The sequence below is a fragment of the Promicromonospora sp. NPDC050262 genome, assembly GCF_040655935.1.
Classification (GTDB): domain Bacteria; phylum Actinomycetota; class Actinomycetes; order Actinomycetales; family Cellulomonadaceae; genus Promicromonospora.
This window is the reverse complement of sequence record NZ_JBFAKX010000029.1, coordinates 1-16,922: the sequence shown is the minus strand read 5'-3', so window position 1 is coordinate 16,922 and position 16,922 is coordinate 1. Positions and strand designations below refer to the sequence as shown.

The 16,922-nt window shown below is 73.3% G+C and carries 16 protein-coding genes; 2 read left to right on the top strand and 14 right to left on the bottom strand.

Annotated features, from left to right (window positions below; translation table 11 throughout):
• Positions 1 to 62: 62 nt before the first annotated feature.
• The 5 genes from AB0I29_RS26285 to AB0I29_RS26265 are packed head-to-tail and all read right to left on the bottom strand — an operon-like array spanning position 63 to position 5,950.
• A complete protein-coding gene (locus tag AB0I29_RS26285; RefSeq protein WP_357487030.1) occupies positions 63 to 1,037 on the bottom strand; it encodes an NAD(P)-dependent oxidoreductase in 975 nt (324 codons plus the stop codon).
• Positions 1,034 to 2,800, bottom strand: coding sequence for a class I adenylate-forming enzyme family protein (locus AB0I29_RS26280; RefSeq protein ID WP_357487028.1), 1,767 nt, complete (start codon positions 2,798 to 2,800; stop codon positions 1,034 to 1,036). The genes AB0I29_RS26285 and AB0I29_RS26280 overlap by 4 nt, the downstream gene beginning before the upstream one ends.
• Positions 2,797 to 3,999: a cytochrome P450 gene (locus AB0I29_RS26275; RefSeq protein ID WP_357487026.1), complete on the bottom strand. Its 1,203-nt coding sequence runs from the start codon at positions 3,997 to 3,999 to the stop codon at positions 2,797 to 2,799. The genes AB0I29_RS26280 and AB0I29_RS26275 overlap by 4 nt, the downstream gene beginning before the upstream one ends.
• Positions 3,996 to 4,790, bottom strand: coding sequence for a glycosyltransferase (locus AB0I29_RS26270; protein WP_357487024.1), 795 nt, complete (start codon positions 4,788 to 4,790; stop codon positions 3,996 to 3,998). The genes AB0I29_RS26275 and AB0I29_RS26270 overlap by 4 nt, the downstream gene beginning before the upstream one ends.
• The gene (locus AB0I29_RS26265) at positions 4,787 to 5,950 is read right to left on the bottom strand and encodes a ketoacyl-ACP synthase III (protein WP_357487022.1); all 1,164 of its coding nucleotides are present in this window, start codon (positions 5,948 to 5,950) and stop codon (positions 4,787 to 4,789) included. Before AB0I29_RS26265 ends, AB0I29_RS26270 begins: the two co-directional genes overlap by 4 nt.
• Positions 5,951 to 6,075: 125 nt before the next feature.
• Here AB0I29_RS26265 and AB0I29_RS26260 point away from each other — a divergent pair, with 125 nt between their 5' ends.
• Positions 6,076 to 6,651, top strand: coding sequence for a Uma2 family endonuclease (locus AB0I29_RS26260; protein ID WP_357487020.1), 576 nt, complete (start codon positions 6,076 to 6,078; stop codon positions 6,649 to 6,651).
• 29 nt (positions 6,652 to 6,680) lie between these two features.
• On the opposite strand, the gene AB0I29_RS26255 is transcribed toward AB0I29_RS26260, so the two are convergent.
• From AB0I29_RS26255 to ilvD, 5 genes are all read right to left on the bottom strand, one after another.
• Complete coding sequence (locus tag AB0I29_RS26255; RefSeq protein WP_357487018.1) at positions 6,681 to 7,646, bottom strand: ATP-binding cassette domain-containing protein; 966 nt, start codon at positions 7,644 to 7,646, stop codon at positions 6,681 to 6,683.
• Entirely contained in the window at positions 7,643 to 8,446 is an 804-nt protein-coding gene (locus AB0I29_RS26250; protein ID WP_357487016.1) for an ABC-2 family transporter protein, read from the bottom strand. The genes AB0I29_RS26255 and AB0I29_RS26250 overlap by 4 nt, the downstream gene beginning before the upstream one ends.
• Positions 8,439 to 9,257, bottom strand: coding sequence for an ABC-2 family transporter protein (locus AB0I29_RS26245; protein ID WP_357487014.1), 819 nt, complete (start codon positions 9,255 to 9,257; stop codon positions 8,439 to 8,441). Before AB0I29_RS26245 ends, AB0I29_RS26250 begins: the two co-directional genes overlap by 8 nt.
• A gap of 68 nt (positions 9,258 to 9,325) precedes the next feature.
• Positions 9,326 to 9,997, bottom strand: a complete 672-nt coding sequence (locus AB0I29_RS26240) for a VOC family protein (RefSeq protein ID WP_108494984.1) — start codon at positions 9,995 to 9,997, stop codon at positions 9,326 to 9,328.
• A 147-nt stretch (positions 9,998 to 10,144) separates the two neighbouring features.
• Positions 10,145 to 12,007 (bottom strand): dihydroxy-acid dehydratase, encoded by a 1,863-nt coding sequence (gene ilvD, locus AB0I29_RS26235; protein ID WP_285107095.1) that lies wholly within the window; start codon positions 12,005 to 12,007, stop codon positions 10,145 to 10,147.
• Between the two features lie 249 nt (positions 12,008 to 12,256).
• Here ilvD and AB0I29_RS26230 point away from each other — a divergent pair, with 249 nt between their 5' ends.
• Complete coding sequence (locus AB0I29_RS26230) at positions 12,257 to 12,691, top strand: CBS domain-containing protein (protein WP_285107093.1); 435 nt, start codon at positions 12,257 to 12,259, stop codon at positions 12,689 to 12,691.
• Positions 12,692 to 12,747: 56 nt separating this feature from the next.
• On the opposite strand, the gene AB0I29_RS26225 is transcribed toward AB0I29_RS26230, so the two are convergent.
• From AB0I29_RS26225 to gatC, 4 genes are read right to left on the bottom strand one after another with little or no spacing between them, the layout of a single operon-like run.
• On the bottom strand, positions 12,748 to 13,332 hold the full coding sequence (locus AB0I29_RS26225) for a GNAT family protein (protein WP_357487011.1): 585 nt from the start codon (positions 13,330 to 13,332) through the stop codon (positions 12,748 to 12,750).
• Positions 13,333 to 13,375: 43 nt separating this feature from the next.
• Positions 13,376 to 14,896 (bottom strand): Asp-tRNA(Asn)/Glu-tRNA(Gln) amidotransferase subunit GatB, encoded by a 1,521-nt coding sequence (gatB, locus tag AB0I29_RS26220; protein WP_285107089.1) that lies wholly within the window; start codon positions 14,894 to 14,896, stop codon positions 13,376 to 13,378.
• Entirely contained in the window at positions 14,893 to 16,449 is a 1,557-nt protein-coding gene (gene gatA / locus AB0I29_RS26215; protein ID WP_285107087.1) for an Asp-tRNA(Asn)/Glu-tRNA(Gln) amidotransferase subunit GatA, read from the bottom strand. The genes gatB and gatA overlap by 4 nt, the downstream gene beginning before the upstream one ends.
• A 1-nt stretch (position 16,450) precedes the next feature.
• Positions 16,451 to 16,747 (bottom strand): Asp-tRNA(Asn)/Glu-tRNA(Gln) amidotransferase subunit GatC, encoded by a 297-nt coding sequence (gatC, locus tag AB0I29_RS26210; protein WP_285107085.1) that lies wholly within the window; start codon positions 16,745 to 16,747, stop codon positions 16,451 to 16,453.
• Positions 16,748 to 16,922: the final 175 nt, after the last annotated feature.

The window sequence follows — 16,922 nt, the reverse complement described above, 5'->3', positions numbered from 1 at the left end:
ACAGCCTCCCGATGTGTCAGGTGCACAGGTCACGGGAGGGACCTGTACGTCTGACACGAGGGCTACCAGCTCATGGCGCCGTGCAGCGACGTCGGCGCCGGGTCCACGCCGAGGCGTTCCCGCAGCACCGTGAGGTCGTAGGTGCGCTCCATCGCGAGGTGGCTGATGGCGTATCGCGACAGCCGCGGCTCGCGGCCGGTCCACCGCGCCAGTCGTTCCCCCACCCAGGCCAGGGCGTGCGCCAGCCGCAGCGGGATCCCCACCACCTGGACCGGCCGGAACCGGGCGAACATCAGCAGCTCGAGCGTCTCGTCGAGGTCGACCGGGCTGGCGTCGGCCACGTTGGCCACGAGCGGCCGCCCGGCGGCGATCTCGGGCTCGACGTCGGCGTCCAGGGCGGCCCGCACCGCGCGGGCCAGCGTGTCGACGTGCGTGAGGTGCTGCCGCACCTTGCCGCCGCCCGGCAGCGGCAGCCAGGCGCCGATCGCCGCGGACTCCAGCCGCGGCAGCAGCGTCGTGTCGCCCGGCCCGTAGACCGCGTGCGGCCGCAGCACGACGACGGGGCCGCGGTCCTCGCGCGCGGCGTCGGCCGCGAGGTACCGCTCGGCAGCGGCCTTGGTGGAGCCATAGGGGTTCACGTACCCGCGGGCGGGCGCCTCCGCCTCGGTGGCCGCGACGCTCGGCGTCCGGGGGTCGTAGACGCTGCCCGACGACAGGTGGACGAACCGTGCGTCGGGGAAGGTCTCGCGGACCGCGCGGGTGCCCTCGACGTTGACCACCCAGGCCCGGGCATGGCTGCCGCCGTCCCCGACGGACGCGCCGCAGTGCACCACGACGTCGACGTCCTCGGGCCGGTCCTCCTTCGCCAGCGGGCCGTCCCGCAGGTCCCAGAACTGGTGGGAGACCTTGTCGAGCAGCTCGGCGGGTACGCGCGGGACCCGGCGCGAGAACGCGATCACCTCGTGGCCGTGCGCCGCGAGATCCCGCACCACAGCCCCGCCAACAAACCCAGACGAACCGGTCACAGCCACCCTCATGCGCGCACTGTACCCGCGAGAGGTGAAACCAGGTCGACCAGGGCATGACGGTCCGGTTTCCGGGACCGGCCCGCGAGCGGCACGTGCGATGCCTCGACCACCAGGTCGGGCAGGGCGCCGTGGTCCAGGACCCGTCCGACCTGGTCGGCGACGGCCCGGGCGAGCTCGGTGTCCGCCCGGACCGTGGGCGCTCCCGTACCGGGCACGGCGCCCTCGGGGGTCACGACGAGCACCACCCGCTCGTCGCCGTCCGGCATCGGGACGCCGACCATCACGGCGTCGGCCACCCCCGGCAGGTCCCGCAGCCGGGGCTCGAACAGGCCCGGGTAGATGTTCACCGTGCCGCGGATGATCATGTCCCGGTTGCGGCCGACCAGCACGATCCGGTCCTCCGCGTCCCGGTAGGCGAGGTCGCCGGTACGGTGCTCGGCGGCCCGCGGCTTGCCGGCGTCGAGGTCGGACAGGTAGCCCGCCATCAGGGACGGTCCGGTCAGCACCAGCTCGCCCACCGCCGGCCCGTCACCGGGTTCGCCCCCGGACGTACCTGACGCCTCGTCCAGGCCGACGACGCCGGTGTCGATGCGGACGCCGATCCCCTCCAACGGACGACCCACGAGGTCGCCCCGCGCGCCGCCGGCACCGGCGCCCGCCGCGCCCCCGGCGCCCGCAGCGCCCCCGGCACTCGCCACACCCCCGGCCGCCGCGATCTTCTCGTCCGCCTCGGTCATCGCGGCGGGCAGGATCTCGGTGGCCCCGTACACGGCGATCCAGCGCGTGCCCGGCAGCACTCGGCGGCCCCGCTCCAGCAGCGCGACGGTGACCGGTGCCGCCCCGACCGCCAGCACCGCGGGGCCGACGGCGGGTACCGCGCCGCCGTCCGCGGCCCGGGCCTCCAGGACGTCGAGCAGCGCCGTGACGTCGGCGGGCACCAGGAACGACGAGTCGGCGCCCGCGACGCCGCGCGCGAACGCCGCCGGGTCGTCCTTGGGCGTGCTCGCCGGGATCTCCCACGTGCCGCCCGCGAGCATCGCCGGGAGCCCGAGGAACATCTGGTCGGTGTGCGCTCGCTGACCGGCCCGCAGCGCACCGACCTCCGCGAACAGGCCCAGCATGCCGCCGAGCGTGCCCACGGTGTGCACCACGGCCTTGGGCTCGGCGGTGGTCCCGGACGTGAAGACGACCAGCGCCTCGGGATCGGCCGCGACCCACCCGGGCCGCGGCGCCGGTTCCGACCCCGGCGTCGGCTCCAGCCTTGGCACCGGTCTCCGTACCGCCGCCCGCCGCGCCCCGCGCGGCACCCCGGGCAGCCACCGCCCGGTGTACAGGTGCCGCACGGGCAGCCGGCCGTAGTCCGGGAGCAGCAGCCCGCGCGACCGCGCGATCCCGCGCAGCGGCCCCGACGACGCCGCGTACAGCAGCGCCTCCGTCGCGGCCCACCGCGGCCCCGCCGCCGCGATCCGGGCGGCGAACAGCTCCGGTGTCGAGCCCGGGTCCACGAAGACGACGGAGCCGCCCGCGCGCAGGATCGCGAGGCACAGGACCACGCCCTCGGGCCGGGGCCGGACGCTGAACAGCACCCGGTCACCGGGCCGCAAGCCCTGCGCCCGCAGGCCGGACGCCGTCCGCTCGACGCGCTCGGCGAGCTCGCGGAACGTGACCTCCTCACGCACACGAGCGCCGCCCCGGCCGCCGAACCAGCGCAGCGCCACGGCGTCGGGCGTGTCCCGCGCCAGGACGGGCAGGCGCTCCAGGAAGTGGGTCATGTCGTCTCCTTCCCGGGCGATCCCAGGCGCAGCTCCAGCGACCGGTACGCCGGAACCAGCACGCCGCGCGCGGCCCGGCGCCGGCCGACGACGGGCACCCGGCCGCCGGCCGACGCGGCAGCGAGCGCGTCCAGGACGGCGTCCACCTGGGCGATCGCCAGCGGCATGCCGAGGCAGAAGTGCGGCCCCGCACCGAACCACAGGTGCCGCACTGCGGGGTCGACCGGCCGGCCGGGATCGAAGCCGCCGGCGGCCCGGCAGCAGTTGACCGTGGCGATCACCACGCGCTCGCCGGCGGCGACGGGCACCCCGCCCACCGACGCGTCGGCCCGCACCGCGCGCAGCATCGCCGGCGTCGGCACGGTGACGCGCAGCCCTTCCTCGACGGCGCGCCGCCGCACCTGGGCGTCGTCGGCCAGCAGCCGCCTCGTCCACCCGGTGTCGTGCGCGATCGCCAGGAGCCGCGGCACGAACGACTGGACGGTCTCCGTCCCCGTGAGCACGAACGCCCCGACGGCGCCCATCGCCTCGCGCTCGGACAGCCCCAGGTCGCGCATCCGCCCGGGCACCGTCGCCGGGTCGCCGTCGTCGTAGGCGGCGCGGGCGGGCGCCGTCAGCCGCTCCAGCACCGCCCGGGCCCGCGCGACCTGGGACCGCGTGAGGCCGTGCCGGTGCAGCCGCACCATCCCGGTGATCGTCCGGGCGGCCGACATCGCGGAGCGCACGGCGTCGTCCGTCGGCGGCAGCCCCACCATCCCGCAGATCACCGCGCCGGCCTGCGCCGTCACCGCGGCGGCGAGGTCGACGGTCTCCCCCGCGGCCAGCCGCCGCGTCAGGTCCGGCAGCACGCCGCCGCCGTCCGCGGCCCCGGACACCAGCTCCCGCACTGCGCGGGGCGCGAACAGCGGCCCCAGCGCGCGCCGCAGCGAGGCGTGCTCCGCCCCCTCCATGTTGAGCAGCACGGACGGCCCGAGGACCGGCGTCCACAGGTCCGACGGCGCCCCCGGGCCCACCTTCGAGAAGTGGTCCAGGTCGAGCAGCACCTCGCGCGCGACCGCTGCGTCGCTCACCACCACGCCGATGCGCGGGACGCGCACCACGGGCCGGTGCCGCGCGGACCGGAGCGCCGGGTAGGCGAGCGGGTGCGCGGCCCGCTGCACCCGCTCCTCCCAGGGCGCCTCGGGCGCGACGGCCGTCATCGGATGTCCACGACCGCGGGCCGGTAGCGGTGGTCGGCGTACCAGCCGAGGGTGCGCACCAGTCCCCACGCGTGCACGCGGCGCGTCGAGGCGCGCACCCAGACCTCGCGGTGCTCCGCGTACCGGGTGGTCAGCCGGCGCACGGCGTTCACCAGGGCCCGGTCCTCGTGCACGTCCTCGATCCGGGTGCGCGGGAACCCGCCGGCCCGCTCGTACAGGGACGCCGTGATCGCCATGTTGCAGCCGGGCGTCATCACGTACGGCCCCAGGTACCCGTCGTCCCGGTTTCCGGGGCGCACCTTGCCGAACGTGCTGGACGCCCACAGCGCGAACGACAGCACACCCTGCTGGACCCGGGAGACCGGCAGGTCGTCGGTGCGCGGCAGCAGCCGCCCGGCGACCAGCTCGTCGCCCGACGCGAACGCCTGACGCACCGCCCGCGTCCATCCCGGGGGCGGCAGGCAGTCGGCGTCGGTCCGGGCCAGCAGCTCGGCCCCGAGGGCGATGGCGGCCCGCATCCCGGTGTCCGCCGCGGCGCCGGTCCCCTTCTCGGGCTCCGTGACGACCTGCCAGCGCATGCGCCCCCAGTCCGCGATCGCCTTGCGCACCACGTCCGGCGTGCCGTCGGTGGACCCGTTGTCCACCACCACGAGGTCGAAGTCGTCGTCCTCCTGGGCGTGCAGCGCCGCGAGGGTGCGCAGGATCCCGTGCTCGTGCGCCTCGTTCAGCGCGGGCACGACGACGGCGAGGCGGGCTCTGCTCTCTGCCGCGCCCTCGCTGCGCTCCGTCACCACCGGACCACCATCGCCCCCATGCTGATCCCGCCCGCGAGCCCGAGGAGCAGCACCACGTCGCCCCGGCGCAGCCGGCCGGACTCCAGCGCCGTCACGAGCTGCAGCGGCAGGGTCGCCGAGGCCAGGTTGCCGTGGTCGGCCACCGTGACGATCGTGCGGTCGGCCGGCACGCCGAGCGCCGCGTGCACGTCGGCGAGGTAGCCGACCGCGACCTGGTGCACCGCGACGAGCGCGACCTCGTCCATCGTCACGCCGGCCCGCTCCAGCGCCTCGTCGACCGGGCCCGGTCCGAGCGCGAGGAACGCCTCGCGCAGGCGCGACCCGTCGATCTCGAAGTAGCTGCGCTCGGGGTCGCGCGGGTTGAACGTCCCGCCGCCCGGCAGCATGCCCACGTCCCAGTGCTGCGACTCCGCGGTGAACGCCGAGCCGAGGATGCCGGACGGCCGGACCGCGGGTTCGACCAGGCCGGCGAGCTCGGCGGCCAGCTCGTCCTCGAAGCCCGACGGCACCTCGGTCGCCTCGACGAGCACCGCCGCCCCGGCGTCGGACATCGTGTAGCCGGCCGCGGACAGGGCGTACGTCGACCGGTCGGGCACGTCCCACCGGACGCCGCGCGTCGGCATCTCGCCGGACGCGACCAGCACGCGGCGGTACCGGCCGGTCCCGATGAGGGCCTCGGCCACCTCGATCCCGTTGAGCACGGAGTTGCAGGCGTTCTTGACGTCCATCACCGGCGCCCGCACGCCGAGCTTGGCCGCGGTGATGTGACTGGTGGCGGGCTCGATCATGTCCTGCGTGGCCGAGGCGAAGATCAGGAGGTCCACGTCCTGCGGCCCGACACCCGCCCGGTCGAGGAGGGTGCGGGAGGCGGCGACGGCGAGGTCCGAGGCCTGCTGGTCGGCGTCGGCCACGTGGGTCCGGCGCACGCCGGTCAGGCGCGACACCATCGGCAGTCGCGGCGCGACCCTGGGGTTCCTGCGGTGCAGGTCGCGCTCGGCCTCGGCCACGTCGCGGGTGCGTTCGGGCAGGTGGACCGCCACCTCGGCGATCCGGGCGACGGGGTGCGGGACCGGCCGGGGCGACCGCGGGGTCGACGGCGCGGGCTCGGCGGATCGGGCGGGAACCGGGCTCAGCACGGCGGCTGGTTCGGGAAGCACCCGGCACACGTTAGCGGCACCCATCTCGCGCGGAGGAGGGCTAGACGTATGAACGTCTAGGCATGCGATCGACAGGAGCAGCGATGAGCCATGGCACCACGGCTGCCCGTTGTTACCGTGTTCCCATGACTCAGCTCCCCGACTGGATGCGCCCGCCGCGCCCGGAGGGCTGGCTCGCCGAGGACCTGGACGATCTGCCGGACGCTCCCCGCCACACCGAGCTGATCGACGGAGCCCTCGTCTTCATGATGTCCCCACGACGTCGCTGGCACAGCAGCGTCATCTTCGCCCTCCGGTCCGGCCTGACCAGCCAGGCGCCCGAGGGAACCGTCATCGACAGCGAGATGACCGTCCTGCTGGACAAGCACAACCGGCCCGAACCCGACGTGATCGCGTCGACGGCGGCGATCGACGGAGACGCGACCTGGTACGACGCCAAGGACATCGTGCTCGCGATCGAGGTGGTCTCGCCAGAGTCCGAGCACCGCGACAAGGCCGTCATCCCCCACAAGTACGCCGAGGCAGGCATCCGCCACTTCTGGCGCGTCGAGGACGCCGACGGCAACGGGGCGACGACAGTCCATGTCTACGAGCTCGACGACCTCACCAGGACCTACGTGCCGACCGGCATCTACCGCGAGACGCTCAAGGTCGACCTGCCGTTCCCGATCGAGCTCGACGTCCAGTCGCTCTACGGCTGAGCCGCTCCCCCGCTACCGCCGGGTGCCGCCTACCGCCGCGTGGCGCGGTAGATCTCGCGCACCACGTCCTCGATGTCGGGCTCGGCGATCGACAGGTCCAGCACCTCGGCCCGCTCGGAGATCGCGGCGAGCACCCGCGCCGCCGTCGTGCGCTGCGGGTCGAACGCGAACCGCTGCCGCAGGCCGTCCGAGTCGCTCCGGACGTGCTCCGCGCCCGCCACGTCGGTGAGGTCGGGGGTCGCGACGGCGAGGTCGACGACGAGCTCCCGCCGCGCGCCGACCGTACGCGCCAGCCCGTCCAGCGTGCCGTCGAACGCCAGGCGGCCGTGGTCCACGACCAGGATCCGCTCGCAGAGCCGCTCGACGTCGCCCATGTCGTGCGTCGTGAGCAGCAGCGTGGTGCCGTGCTCCCTCCGCTGCGCCACGAGGAACTCGCGCAGGCGCTGCTTGGACAGCACGTCGAGGCCGATCGTCGGCTCGTCGAGGATCACCAGGTCCGGGCGGTGCAGCAGCGCGGCCGCGACCTCGGCCCGCATGCGCTGCCCCAGCGAGAGCTGCCGCACGGGCGTCGCCAGGAACTCCCCCATCTCCAGCATGTCCACCAGCTCGGCGGTGCGGGCGCGCTCGTCGGCCGCGGTCAGGGAGTGGATCGCGGACAGGATCGAGAACGACTCCCGCACCGGCAGGTCCCACCAGAGCTGCGAGCGCTGCCCGAACACCACGCCGATCCGGCGGGCGAGCGCGCGCCGCTGCTTCAACGGGTGCAGCCCCATGGTCGTCACGGTGCCGCTCGTGGGCACCAGGATGCCGACGAGCATCTTGATCGTGGTCGACTTCCCGGCCCCGTTCGCGCCGATGTAGCCCACGGACTCGCCCGCCTCGACGGTCAGGTCGAGACCGTCGACGGCGACGTGCCGCGAGCGCCGCAGCCGGTTCCCCCGGTCCGGCCGCCCGGTGAACACCCGGGTCAGGCCCTCGGTCTCGATGACGTTCATCCGCCCGCTCCTCGGTAGTGACGAAGGCCCCAGCGCCAGGACAGCCCCGCGACGACGACCGCCCAGACCGCGGCGACCGGTGCGCACCAGCCCAGCCAGACCGGCAGACCCGCGACGCCCGGCACGCCGAGCAGCGTGGAGACCGGCAGGAACGCCGCGAACGCCACGGGGAAGACGACGCCGAAGACCACCAGCAGGCTGCGCGGCCACACGCTCGTGGGCTGCGTGGCCGCGTACCGGCCGCCGTACACGAACGCGTTGGTCATCTCGGCGCCGTTGACGAGGAAGAACTGCAGCCCGGCCGCGGTGACGAACTGCGCGGTGAAGATGACGAACCCGCAGACCAGCGCCAGGACCACCAGACCGACCGCGCCCGCGGTCCACTCGATGTCGTTGAGCGCCAGGCCGACCGTGAGCGACGTGGCGCCCACCAGGCAGCGCCCGATGCGGCGCAGGCTGAGGTCGCTCGTGACGAGCTGCGCCAGCACCGGCTGCGGGCGCAGGAAGAACACGTCGAGCGTGCCCGCGCGGACGTACACCGGGAGGTTGTCGCAGTGCCCGGCCACCAGGTCGGCGAGGGAGAAGGCGAGGTCGGACAGGCCGAACACGAGCATGATCTGCGCGAGCGTGAACCCGCCGATCTGGTCCGTCGCCGAGTAGAGCACCCAGATCTCGCCGAACTCGATGATGCCGACGAGCAGTGCGCCGACGAGGTCCATGCGAAAGCTCGCGCGGTGGCTCGCCTGCGAGCGCGCGCGGCTGGCCACGACGGCCCGGTAGGCGCGAAGTGCCTCAGCCACCCTGCACCTCCAGCCTGCGGCGTCCGGCCCGCGTGGTCAGGTGCCCGACGGCGAGCACGATCGCGAGCCACAGCGCCTGCACGCCGAGGTGCTGCCAGGCCGCCGCACCGGTGACCTGGCCGGAGAGCACGTCGACCGGGAGCTGCATCATCGACGGGAACGGCGTGAGCAGCGCGAGGGTCAGCAGCCAGTCCGGGAAGAGGTAGATCGGCGTGTAGAGGCCGGCGAACAGCCCCGAGAACGACAGGTAGAACACGGCGACGCCTCGGGACTCCACGAGCCAGAAGCCCGACGTCCCCACGGTGTAGATGCAGGCGTGCGAGACGGCGATGCCGAGCAGCAGGCTGATCAGGCCGAGCGCGTACGCGCTCGGGTCGGACGGCAGCACCATGCCGCCGATCGCGACCCCGATCAGCACGCTCGGCAGCCCTCGCGGCAGCAGGCCGAACAGCCCCTTGCCGACGTCGGTCAGCACGTGGGAGGCCTGGACGCTCACGGGCCGCAGGAAGTCGACGGCGACGTCGCCGGACTTGATCCGGGTCTGCAGGTCGCTGCCGCCCCACAGGTTCACCGACCCGAGCAGCCCCTGGCCCAGCCAGACGAACGCGGCCATGCTGCCCGCCGTGTACCCGGCCAGCTCACCGCCCGAGCTCTCGACCGCGGCCCCCATGATCGAGCCCTTGAGCACGCCGAACGTCGCGTTGGCGACCAGGCCGGCGAGAGTCGCGAGCGGGTAGGCCGACTGCCCGCGGAAGCCCGCCAGGAGGAACCGCCAGTAGGGGTTCCGGGAGGGTGGGGTGAGCGGGCGCACAAGCGCGAGACGTTACCCATTCCCGAGCCGGAGTTCATCCTCTTTTCCGGGTGCATTCCTCGGGTGTGTCAGAACTCGCCCTGCCAGGTGCAGACGCAGGCCTCGTTGCCCTCGGCGTCGGCCAGCACCCACCACGACGGGGCGTACTTGTCCGTGACGAGCCGCCCGCCGGCAGCGACCGCCTCCGCCACCCGCGCCTCGGCCAGGTCGTGCGGCACCCAGACGTCCACGTGGATGCGGTTGCGCTGCTCCCGGTGCTCGTCGGTCTGCTGGAACCAGAACATCGGCTGGCGTCCGTCCCGGTCGAGCAGCCGACCGGCCGCGGTGTTCCCACCGCGGTACGGCTGCGCCTCGTGACCCAGCACCGCCTGCCAGAAGGCCTGGACGGCGGGCCCGACCACGGCGTCGATCGCGATCGCCACCTCGCGCAGCCCGGACACGTCCGCCGCGACGCCGACGTTGCGGGCCGCGGCCGAGATCGCCCGCGCCAGCGCGAGGTCCCGCTCGGACAGCCCGCCGATGTCGTGCGACCAGGTCCGCACCGTCACGCTCCCGTAGCGCAGGTCGACGTCGGGATGGTGGTTGGCGGACTCGGCGAGCTCACCGATGCGGGCGACCAGCACCAGCCCGGTGGCGAACGAACCGGTGGTGAAGCGCGCGAGCGCCGCGTCGTGGAGCACCCGCCAGTCGTCCGTGCCTTCTGCCGCGGTGAACTCGGCAGCGGTGATCGCGTCGCTCATGGGTAGTGCCTTCCCTCGTACGTCCAGTCGTCCGGGTCCCACCACCATGGCACGAGACTCCGACACCCGACAGGCCCTCGGCGTCGCCGCTCGTCAATGCGTCGCCCGACGGCGGACCCGGCGCGGGTCCACCGTCGGGCGACGGCGTCAGCCGCGCCGCAGGCGCGCGACGTCGCGCACGGCCCCGCGGTCGGCCGACGTCGCCAGGGCCGCGTAGGCCTGCAGCGCCGGGGACACGTACCGGTCGCGGGCGACGGGCTGCCACGGCCGCTCGGACGACTCCATCTTGGCGCGCCGCTCGGCGAGCACCTCGTCCGGCACGTTGATGCGGATCATCCGGGTGTCGACGTCGATCTCGATCTCGTCGCCGTCCTCGACCAGGCCGATGGTGCCGCCCGCCGCGGCCTCCGGCGAGACGTGCCCCACGGAGATGCCGCTGGACCCGCCGGAGAACCGGCCGTCCGTGATGAGGGCGACCACCTTGCCCAGCCCGCGGCCCTTGATGTATGAGGTCGGGTAGAGCATCTCCTGCATGCCCGGCCCGCCGGACGGCCCCTCGTAGCGCACGACGACGACGTGGCCCGGCTCGACCTGCTTGGTCAGGATCTTCTCGACGGCCTCGTCCTGCGACTCGCAGACGAGCGCCTTGCCCACGAAGTGGAAGACGTCGGGGTCGACGCCCGCCGTCTTGAACACGGCGCCGTCCTCGGCGAGGTTGCCGCGCAGCACGGCCAGCCCGCCCTCGACGGTGTACGCGTGCTCGATGTCGCGGATGCAGCCGCCCGCGCCGTCGGTGTCGAGCGTCTCCCACTGGTTGTTCGTGGAGAACGCCTTGGTGGTGCGCACGCCGCCCGGCGCCGCGTGGAACAGGCCGAGCGCCCGGTCGGTGGCCTTGCCGCCGCGGACGTCCCAGTCGTCGAGCCAGGCGCGCAGCGTGGGCGTGTGCACCGAGGTGACGTCGTGGTCCAGCAGGCCGCCGCGGTCGAGCTCGCCCAGCAGCGCGGGGATGCCGCCCGCCCGGTGGACGTCCTCCATGTGGTAGTCCGGGTGGTTGGGCGCCACCTTGGACAGGCACGGCACCCGGCGGCTGATGTCCTCGATGTCGGCGAGCGTGAAGTCGACCTCGGCCTCCTGGGCTGCGGCGAGGACGTGCAGCACCGTGTTGGTGGAGCCGCCCATGGCCACGTCGAGCGCCATCGCGTTCGCGAACGCCGCCTTGGTGGCGATCCCGCGGGGCGCCGCGGAGTCGTCCTCGTCCTCGTAGTACCGGCGGGCCAGGTCCACGATGGTGCGGCCGGCCTCCAGGAACAGCTCCTTGCGGGCGGCGTGCGTCGCCAGCGTCGAGCCGTTGCCGGGCAGGGACAGGCCCAGCGCCTCGGTGAGGCAGTTCATCGAGTTCGCGGTGAACATGCCGGAGCACGAGCCGCACGTGGGGCACGCGTTCTCCTCGACCAGGCCGAGCGCGGCGTCGTCCACGTTCTCGTCCGCCGAGTAGTTGATCGCGTTGATGAGGTTCAGCGGCGTCTTCGCGACGCCGTTCGCCACCACCGCCTTGCCGGCCTCCATGGGGCCGCCCGACACGAAGATCACCGGGATGTTCAGCCGCAGCGCGGCGTTGAGCATGCCCGGCGTGATCTTGTCGCAGTTGGAGATGCAGACGAGGGCGTCGGCGGTGTGTGCCTGGACCATGTACTCCACGGAGTCCGCGATCAGGTCGCGGCTCGGCAGGGAGTAGAGCATGCCGGCGTGGCCCATCGCGATGCCGTCGTCGACGGCGATGGTGTTGAACTCCTTCGCGACGCCGCCGGCCTCGCGGATGGCCGAGGCCACGAGGTCGCCCATGTCCTTGAGGTGTACGTGCCCCGGTACGAACTGCGTGTACGAGTTCGCGATCGCGATGATCGGCTTCCCGAAGTCCTCGGAACCCATGCCGGTGGCGCGCCAGAGCGCGCGGGCTCCGGCCATGTTGCGGCCGTGGGTGGACGTCCGGGAGCGCAGGGGACGACTCATGACTGTTCAGCTCCTTCGATGCTGGGTGGCCGTGCGCGATGCGGGCGAACGGCCTCGTCACGCTACCTCCGGTCCGCCGGGACCGACAGGCGGCGTCCACAGGGTGACCCCCTCACGGTCGTGCACCCCGTCCCGGAGGGCCGGGACGCGGGACTCTCACCCCTGGGGAAAATTCGCCCGGTGCCGTACCGTCGTAGCAGGAGGCCGCAAGGAGGCGGTCTCCGCCGTGCACTCGATGGAGGTATCCCGATGCGAGTGACAGAGGCACTGCGCCGCAAGGGTGGCTCCGTGGTCACCATCTCCAAGGACCGGAGCGTGCGCGACCTGCTCGCCCTCCTCGCCGAGCACCGTATCGGCGCGGTCGTGGTGTCCGACGACGGCGTCACCGTCGACGGCATCGTCAGCGAGCGCGACGTCGTGCGCAGGCTGCACTCGGACGGGGACGACATCCTGGACGGCACCGTCGAGGCGATCATGACGGTCGCCGTGCACACCTGCGGCCCCGACGCCACGCTCGACGAGCTCATGCCCGTGATGACGGAGCACCGGGTGCGGCACGTGCCGGTGCTCGTGGACGCCCGGCTCACGGGGATCGTGAGCATCGGCGACGTGGTCAAGCACCGGATCGCCGAGGTGCAGGCCGAGCGGGACCAGCTCACCGCCTACATCACCGGCGGCCCCTGACCGTCGAGTGGTCAGGCGCCGCCGGGGCGCCGTCCGGGAATCCGGTCCCGGGCGACTCAGTCGTGCAGCGCCCGGTACTCGTCCTCGAGGATGCTCATCACGATGGCGTCCGCCCACGTGTCGCCGTCACGGTAGATGTCCCGCAGGCGGCCCTCCTCGCGGAAGCCGAGCGACTCGTAGAGGGTCTGGGCGCGCGGGTTGATGCTGAGCACGTCCAGGCTCACCCGGTGCAGTCGCGGGCCTGGTGCGTCCTCGACGCCGTCGAACGCGAAGCGCAGCACCTCCTGGATGGCTTCGCGGCCGTACCCGCGCCCCCGGTAGTTCGGCAGGAGCTGGAGCCGCAGGTTCGCCGAGCCGACGGTCTCGTCGAGGTCGTTCAGCACGATCTCGCCGATCATGTCGTCGCTGATCGGCTTGCCGTCCCGCATCGCGGCCGGGCAGATCGCCCAGTCGTACCGGCCGGGCCGGTCGCTGACGGTACGCGCCCACTCGTCGATCTGGTCGCGCGTGAAGACGGCGGTGGTACCGGTCAGGCGGGTGCCCTCCGGGTCCTGGACCGCCTCCCACAGACGCTCCGAGTCGCGTGCCTCGATCGGCCGCAACCGCACCATGTCGCCGTGCAGGTGGGGTCCGCGGGTCACCGGCCCGGCCTCGCACCCCGGGACGTCACCGCGGCTCGCGACGTCACTGCCCGATCCGATCCAGCACCAGCTCCCGCACCCGCTTGGCGTCGGCCTGGCCCTTGGTCGCCTTCATGACGGCGCCGATGATCGCGCCGACCGGACCCTGGTTGCCACCACGGACCTTCTCGACGATGTCGGGCTGAGCCGCCAGCGCCTCGTCGATCGCGGTGAGCAGCGCGCCGTCGTCGGACACGACCTCGAGGCCGCGGGCCGCGACGACCGCCTCCGGGTCGCCCTCGCCGGCGAGCACGCCGTCGAGCACCTGGCGGGCGATCTTGTCGTTGATGCGGCCGGACTCCACGAGCTGCTGGAGCTGCGCGATCTGCGCCGGCGTGACGGACAGGTCCGCGAGCGAGAGCTCGTCCTGCTTGGCACGGCGGGCCAGCTCGCCCATCCACCACTTGCGGGCGCCCGCGGCGCTCGTGCCGGCGGCGACCGTCGCCTCGATGAGGTCGATGGCGCCGGCGTTGACCACGTCGCGCATCTCGGCGTCGGCGTACCCCCACTCGCCCTGGAGCCGGCGCCGGCGCGCGACCGGCAGCTCCGGGAGCGTCGCCCGGATCTCCTCGACCCACTCGCGGCTCGGGGCCACGGGCACCAGGTCGGGCTCGGGGAAGTACCGGTAGTCCTCGGCGTCCGACTTCACGCGGCCCGACGACGTGGTGCCGTCCTCCTCGTGGAAGTGCCGCGTCTCCTGGATCACCGGCAGGCCGGCGTCGAGCACGCCCGCCTGGCGGGACACCTCGTAGCGCACGGCGCGCTCGACCGAGCGGAACGAGTTCACGTTCTTGGTCTCGGTGCGCGTGCCCAGGGGCGACTCGGGCGTCGGCCGCAGCGACAGGTTCACGTCCGCGCGGACGTTGCCCCGCTCCATGCGGGCCTCGGAGACCCCCAGCGAGCGGAAGATGTCGCGCAGCGTCTGCACGTAGGCCCGGGCCACCTCGGGGGCCCGGTCGCCGACGCCCTCGATGGGCCGCGTGACGATCTCCACGAGCGGGATGCCGGCGCGGTTGTAGTCCACCAGCGAGTACTCGGCGCCCTGGATGCGGCCGGTCGAGCCACCCACGTGGGTGTTCTTGCCGGCGTCCTCCTCCATGTGCGCGCGCTCGATCTCGACGCGGAACACCGCACCGTCCTCCAGCTCGACGTCGATCCAGCCGTCGTAGGCGATCGGCTCGTCGTACTGCGACGTCTGGAAGTTCTTGGGGACGTCCGGGTAGAAGTAGTTCTTGCGCGCGAACCGGCAGCTCTCGGCGATGCTGCAGTTGAGCGCGAGGCCGATGCGGATCGCGTACTCGACGGCCTTGCCGTTGACGACGGGCAGAGCGCCCGGCAGCCCGAGGCTGACCGGGGTCACCTGGGTGTTGGGCTCGCCGCCGTACTCGACCTCGGCCGCGCAGAACATCTTGGTGAGCGTGCCGAGCTCCACGTGCACCTCGATGCCCAGCACCGGGTCGTAGCGGCGGACGGCGTCCTCATAGGCGACCAGGCTGGTGGCCGTGGCGGTCGACGGTGCGGTCATCGGGCGAGCTCCGTGGTCTTGAGTTCGGGTGCCTTGTTCAGGAGGGGGCCGCCCCAGGCGTTCTCGAGGGCCGCCTCGAGGGCGGCGCCCACGCGGTACAACCGGTCGTCCGCCTTGGCGGGGGCCAGGATCTGGAAACCTGATGGCAGGCCGGCGCCCCCTCCGGCGGGCTCTGCCAGGCCGTTCGGCAGCGACATGCCGGGCACGCCGGCGAGGTTCGCCGGGATGGTCGCGACGTCGTTGAGGTACATCGCCAGCGGGTCGTCGAGCTTCTCGCCGAACTTGAACGCGGTGGTCGGCGCCGTGGGCGAGACCAGCACGTCGGCCTGCTCGAACGCGGCCGCGAAGTCGCGCTGGATCAGCGTGCGGACCTTCTGCGCGCTGCCGTAGTAGGCGTCGTAGTAGCCCGCGGACAGGGCATACGTGCCGAGGATGACGCGGCGCTTGACCTCGTCGCCGAAACCGGCGCCGCGCGTGGCGCCCATGACGCGCTCCGCGGTGACCGGGCCCTCGGCCGGCTCGACCCGCAGGCCGAAGCGCATGCCGTCGAACTTGGCCAGGTTGCTGGACGCCTCGGCGGGCATGATCAGGTAGTACGCGTCGAGCGCGTAGGTGAAGCTGGGGCACGAGACCTCGACGATCTCGGCGCCGAGCGCCCGCAGCTGGTCGAGCGACTCCTCGAACCGCGCGGACACGCCCGCCTGGTAGCCCTCGCCGGAGAGCTCCTTGACGACGCCGACACGCAGACCCTTCAGGTCGCCCTTGGCGCCCAGCTCGGCGGCGGCGACGACGCCGGGGACCGGCTCGTTGATCGACGTCGAGTCGTGGTGGTCGTACCCGCCGATCAGCTCGTGCAGCAGCGCGGCGTCGAGCACGGTACGGGTCACGGGGCCGGCCTGGTCGAGCGACGACGCCATGGCGATGAGGCCGTAGCGGGAGACGCCGCCGTAGGTGGGCTTGACCCCGACGGTGCCGGTGACGGCGCCGGGCTGGCGGATGGAACCGCCGGTGTCGGTGCCGATCGCCAGGGGGGCCTCGAAGCCCGCCACTGCCGCGGCGGAGCCACCGCCGGACCCGCCGGGGATCCGGTCGAGGTCCCAGGGGTTCCTGGTGTTGCCGAACGCCGAGTGCTCCGTCGAGGAGCCCATGGCGAACTCGTCCATGTTGGTCTTGCCGAGGATCGGCAGGCCCGCGGCCTTGATGCGCTCCACGAGGGTCGCGTCGTACGGCGGGACCCAGCCCTCGAGGATCTTCGACCCCGCGGTGGTGGGCAGGCCCTTGGTCACCACGACGTCCTTGACCGCGATGGGCACGCCGGCGAGCGGGTGCAGCTCCTCGCCGGCGGCGCGCTTCGCGTCGACCTCGGCGGCCGTGGCCAGCGCCTCCGCGGAGGAGACGTGCAGGAACGCGTGCAGGTCGCCGTCGACGGCCGCGATGCGGTCCAGGTGGGCCTGCGTGGCCTCGACGCTGGTGAGGTCCTTGCTGCCGAGCGCGGACGCGAGGTCGGACGCGCTCAGCCGGGTGATGTCGTTCGTCATGTCGCTGGTACCCATCTCACTCTTCGCCAAGGATCTGCGGGACGGCGAACCGGCCGTTCTCCTGCTGCGGGGCTCCGGCCAGGACGTCCTCGACCGGCAGCGGGGCCTCGGGTACGTCGTCTCGGAACACGTTCGTCAGCGGGAGCGGGTGGCTCGTAGCGGGCACGTCTGCGGTGGCGACCTCGCTGATGCGAGCGACGGACTCGACAATCACGTCGAGCTCACCGGCGAGGCGGTCGACCTCGTCCTGTCGCAGATCGATCCGTGCCAGCGCAGCCACGCGCGCGACCTCGTCGCGGGAGATGGTGGACATGGCCGCCAGTCTAGTCGCCGGACGGCGTCAGCTCGCCCGGATCCCCGCCCGTCGCGTGTGAAATCTTCCCCGGGAATGTCGAAAGGGGGTGGGGTTCCTGAGATAGTCGACCAGCTGGTCGACGGACGCCCCGCAGCCCGGCCCGGCCTATGGTCCCGGACCAGGGTCCGCGCCG

Excerpts from the sequence above, each read along its gene's own strand:
- AB0I29_RS26285 (WP_357487030.1), bottom strand. The coding sequence starts at position 1,037 with ATGAGGGTGGCTGTGACCGGTTCGTCTGGGTTTGTTGGCGGGGCTGTG.
- gatC (WP_285107085.1), bottom strand. The coding sequence starts at position 16,747 with ATGTCCACCATCTCCCGCGACGAGGTCGCGCGCGTGGCTGCGCTGGCA.
- AB0I29_RS26230 (WP_285107093.1), top strand. The coding sequence starts at position 12,257 with ATGCGAGTGACAGAGGCACTGCGCCGCAAGGGTGGCTCCGTGGTCACC.
- AB0I29_RS26280 (WP_357487028.1), bottom strand. The coding sequence starts at position 2,800 with ATGACCCACTTCCTGGAGCGCCTGCCCGTCCTGGCGCGGGACACGCCC.
- gatA (WP_285107087.1), bottom strand. The coding sequence starts at position 16,449 with ATGGGTACCAGCGACATGACGAACGACATCACCCGGCTGAGCGCGTCC.
- AB0I29_RS26240 (WP_108494984.1), bottom strand. The coding sequence starts at position 9,997 with ATGAGCGACGCGATCACCGCTGCCGAGTTCACCGCGGCAGAAGGCACG.
- AB0I29_RS26275 (WP_357487026.1), bottom strand. The coding sequence starts at position 3,999 with ATGACGGCCGTCGCGCCCGAGGCGCCCTGGGAGGAGCGGGTGCAGCGG.
- ilvD (WP_285107095.1), bottom strand. The coding sequence starts at position 12,007 with ATGAGTCGTCCCCTGCGCTCCCGGACGTCCACCCACGGCCGCAACATG.
- AB0I29_RS26255 (WP_357487018.1), bottom strand. The coding sequence starts at position 7,646 with ATGAACGTCATCGAGACCGAGGGCCTGACCCGGGTGTTCACCGGGCGG.
- AB0I29_RS26260 (WP_357487020.1), top strand. The coding sequence starts at position 6,076 with ATGACTCAGCTCCCCGACTGGATGCGCCCGCCGCGCCCGGAGGGCTGG.
- gatB (WP_285107089.1), bottom strand. The coding sequence starts at position 14,896 with ATGACCGCACCGTCGACCGCCACGGCCACCAGCCTGGTCGCCTATGAG.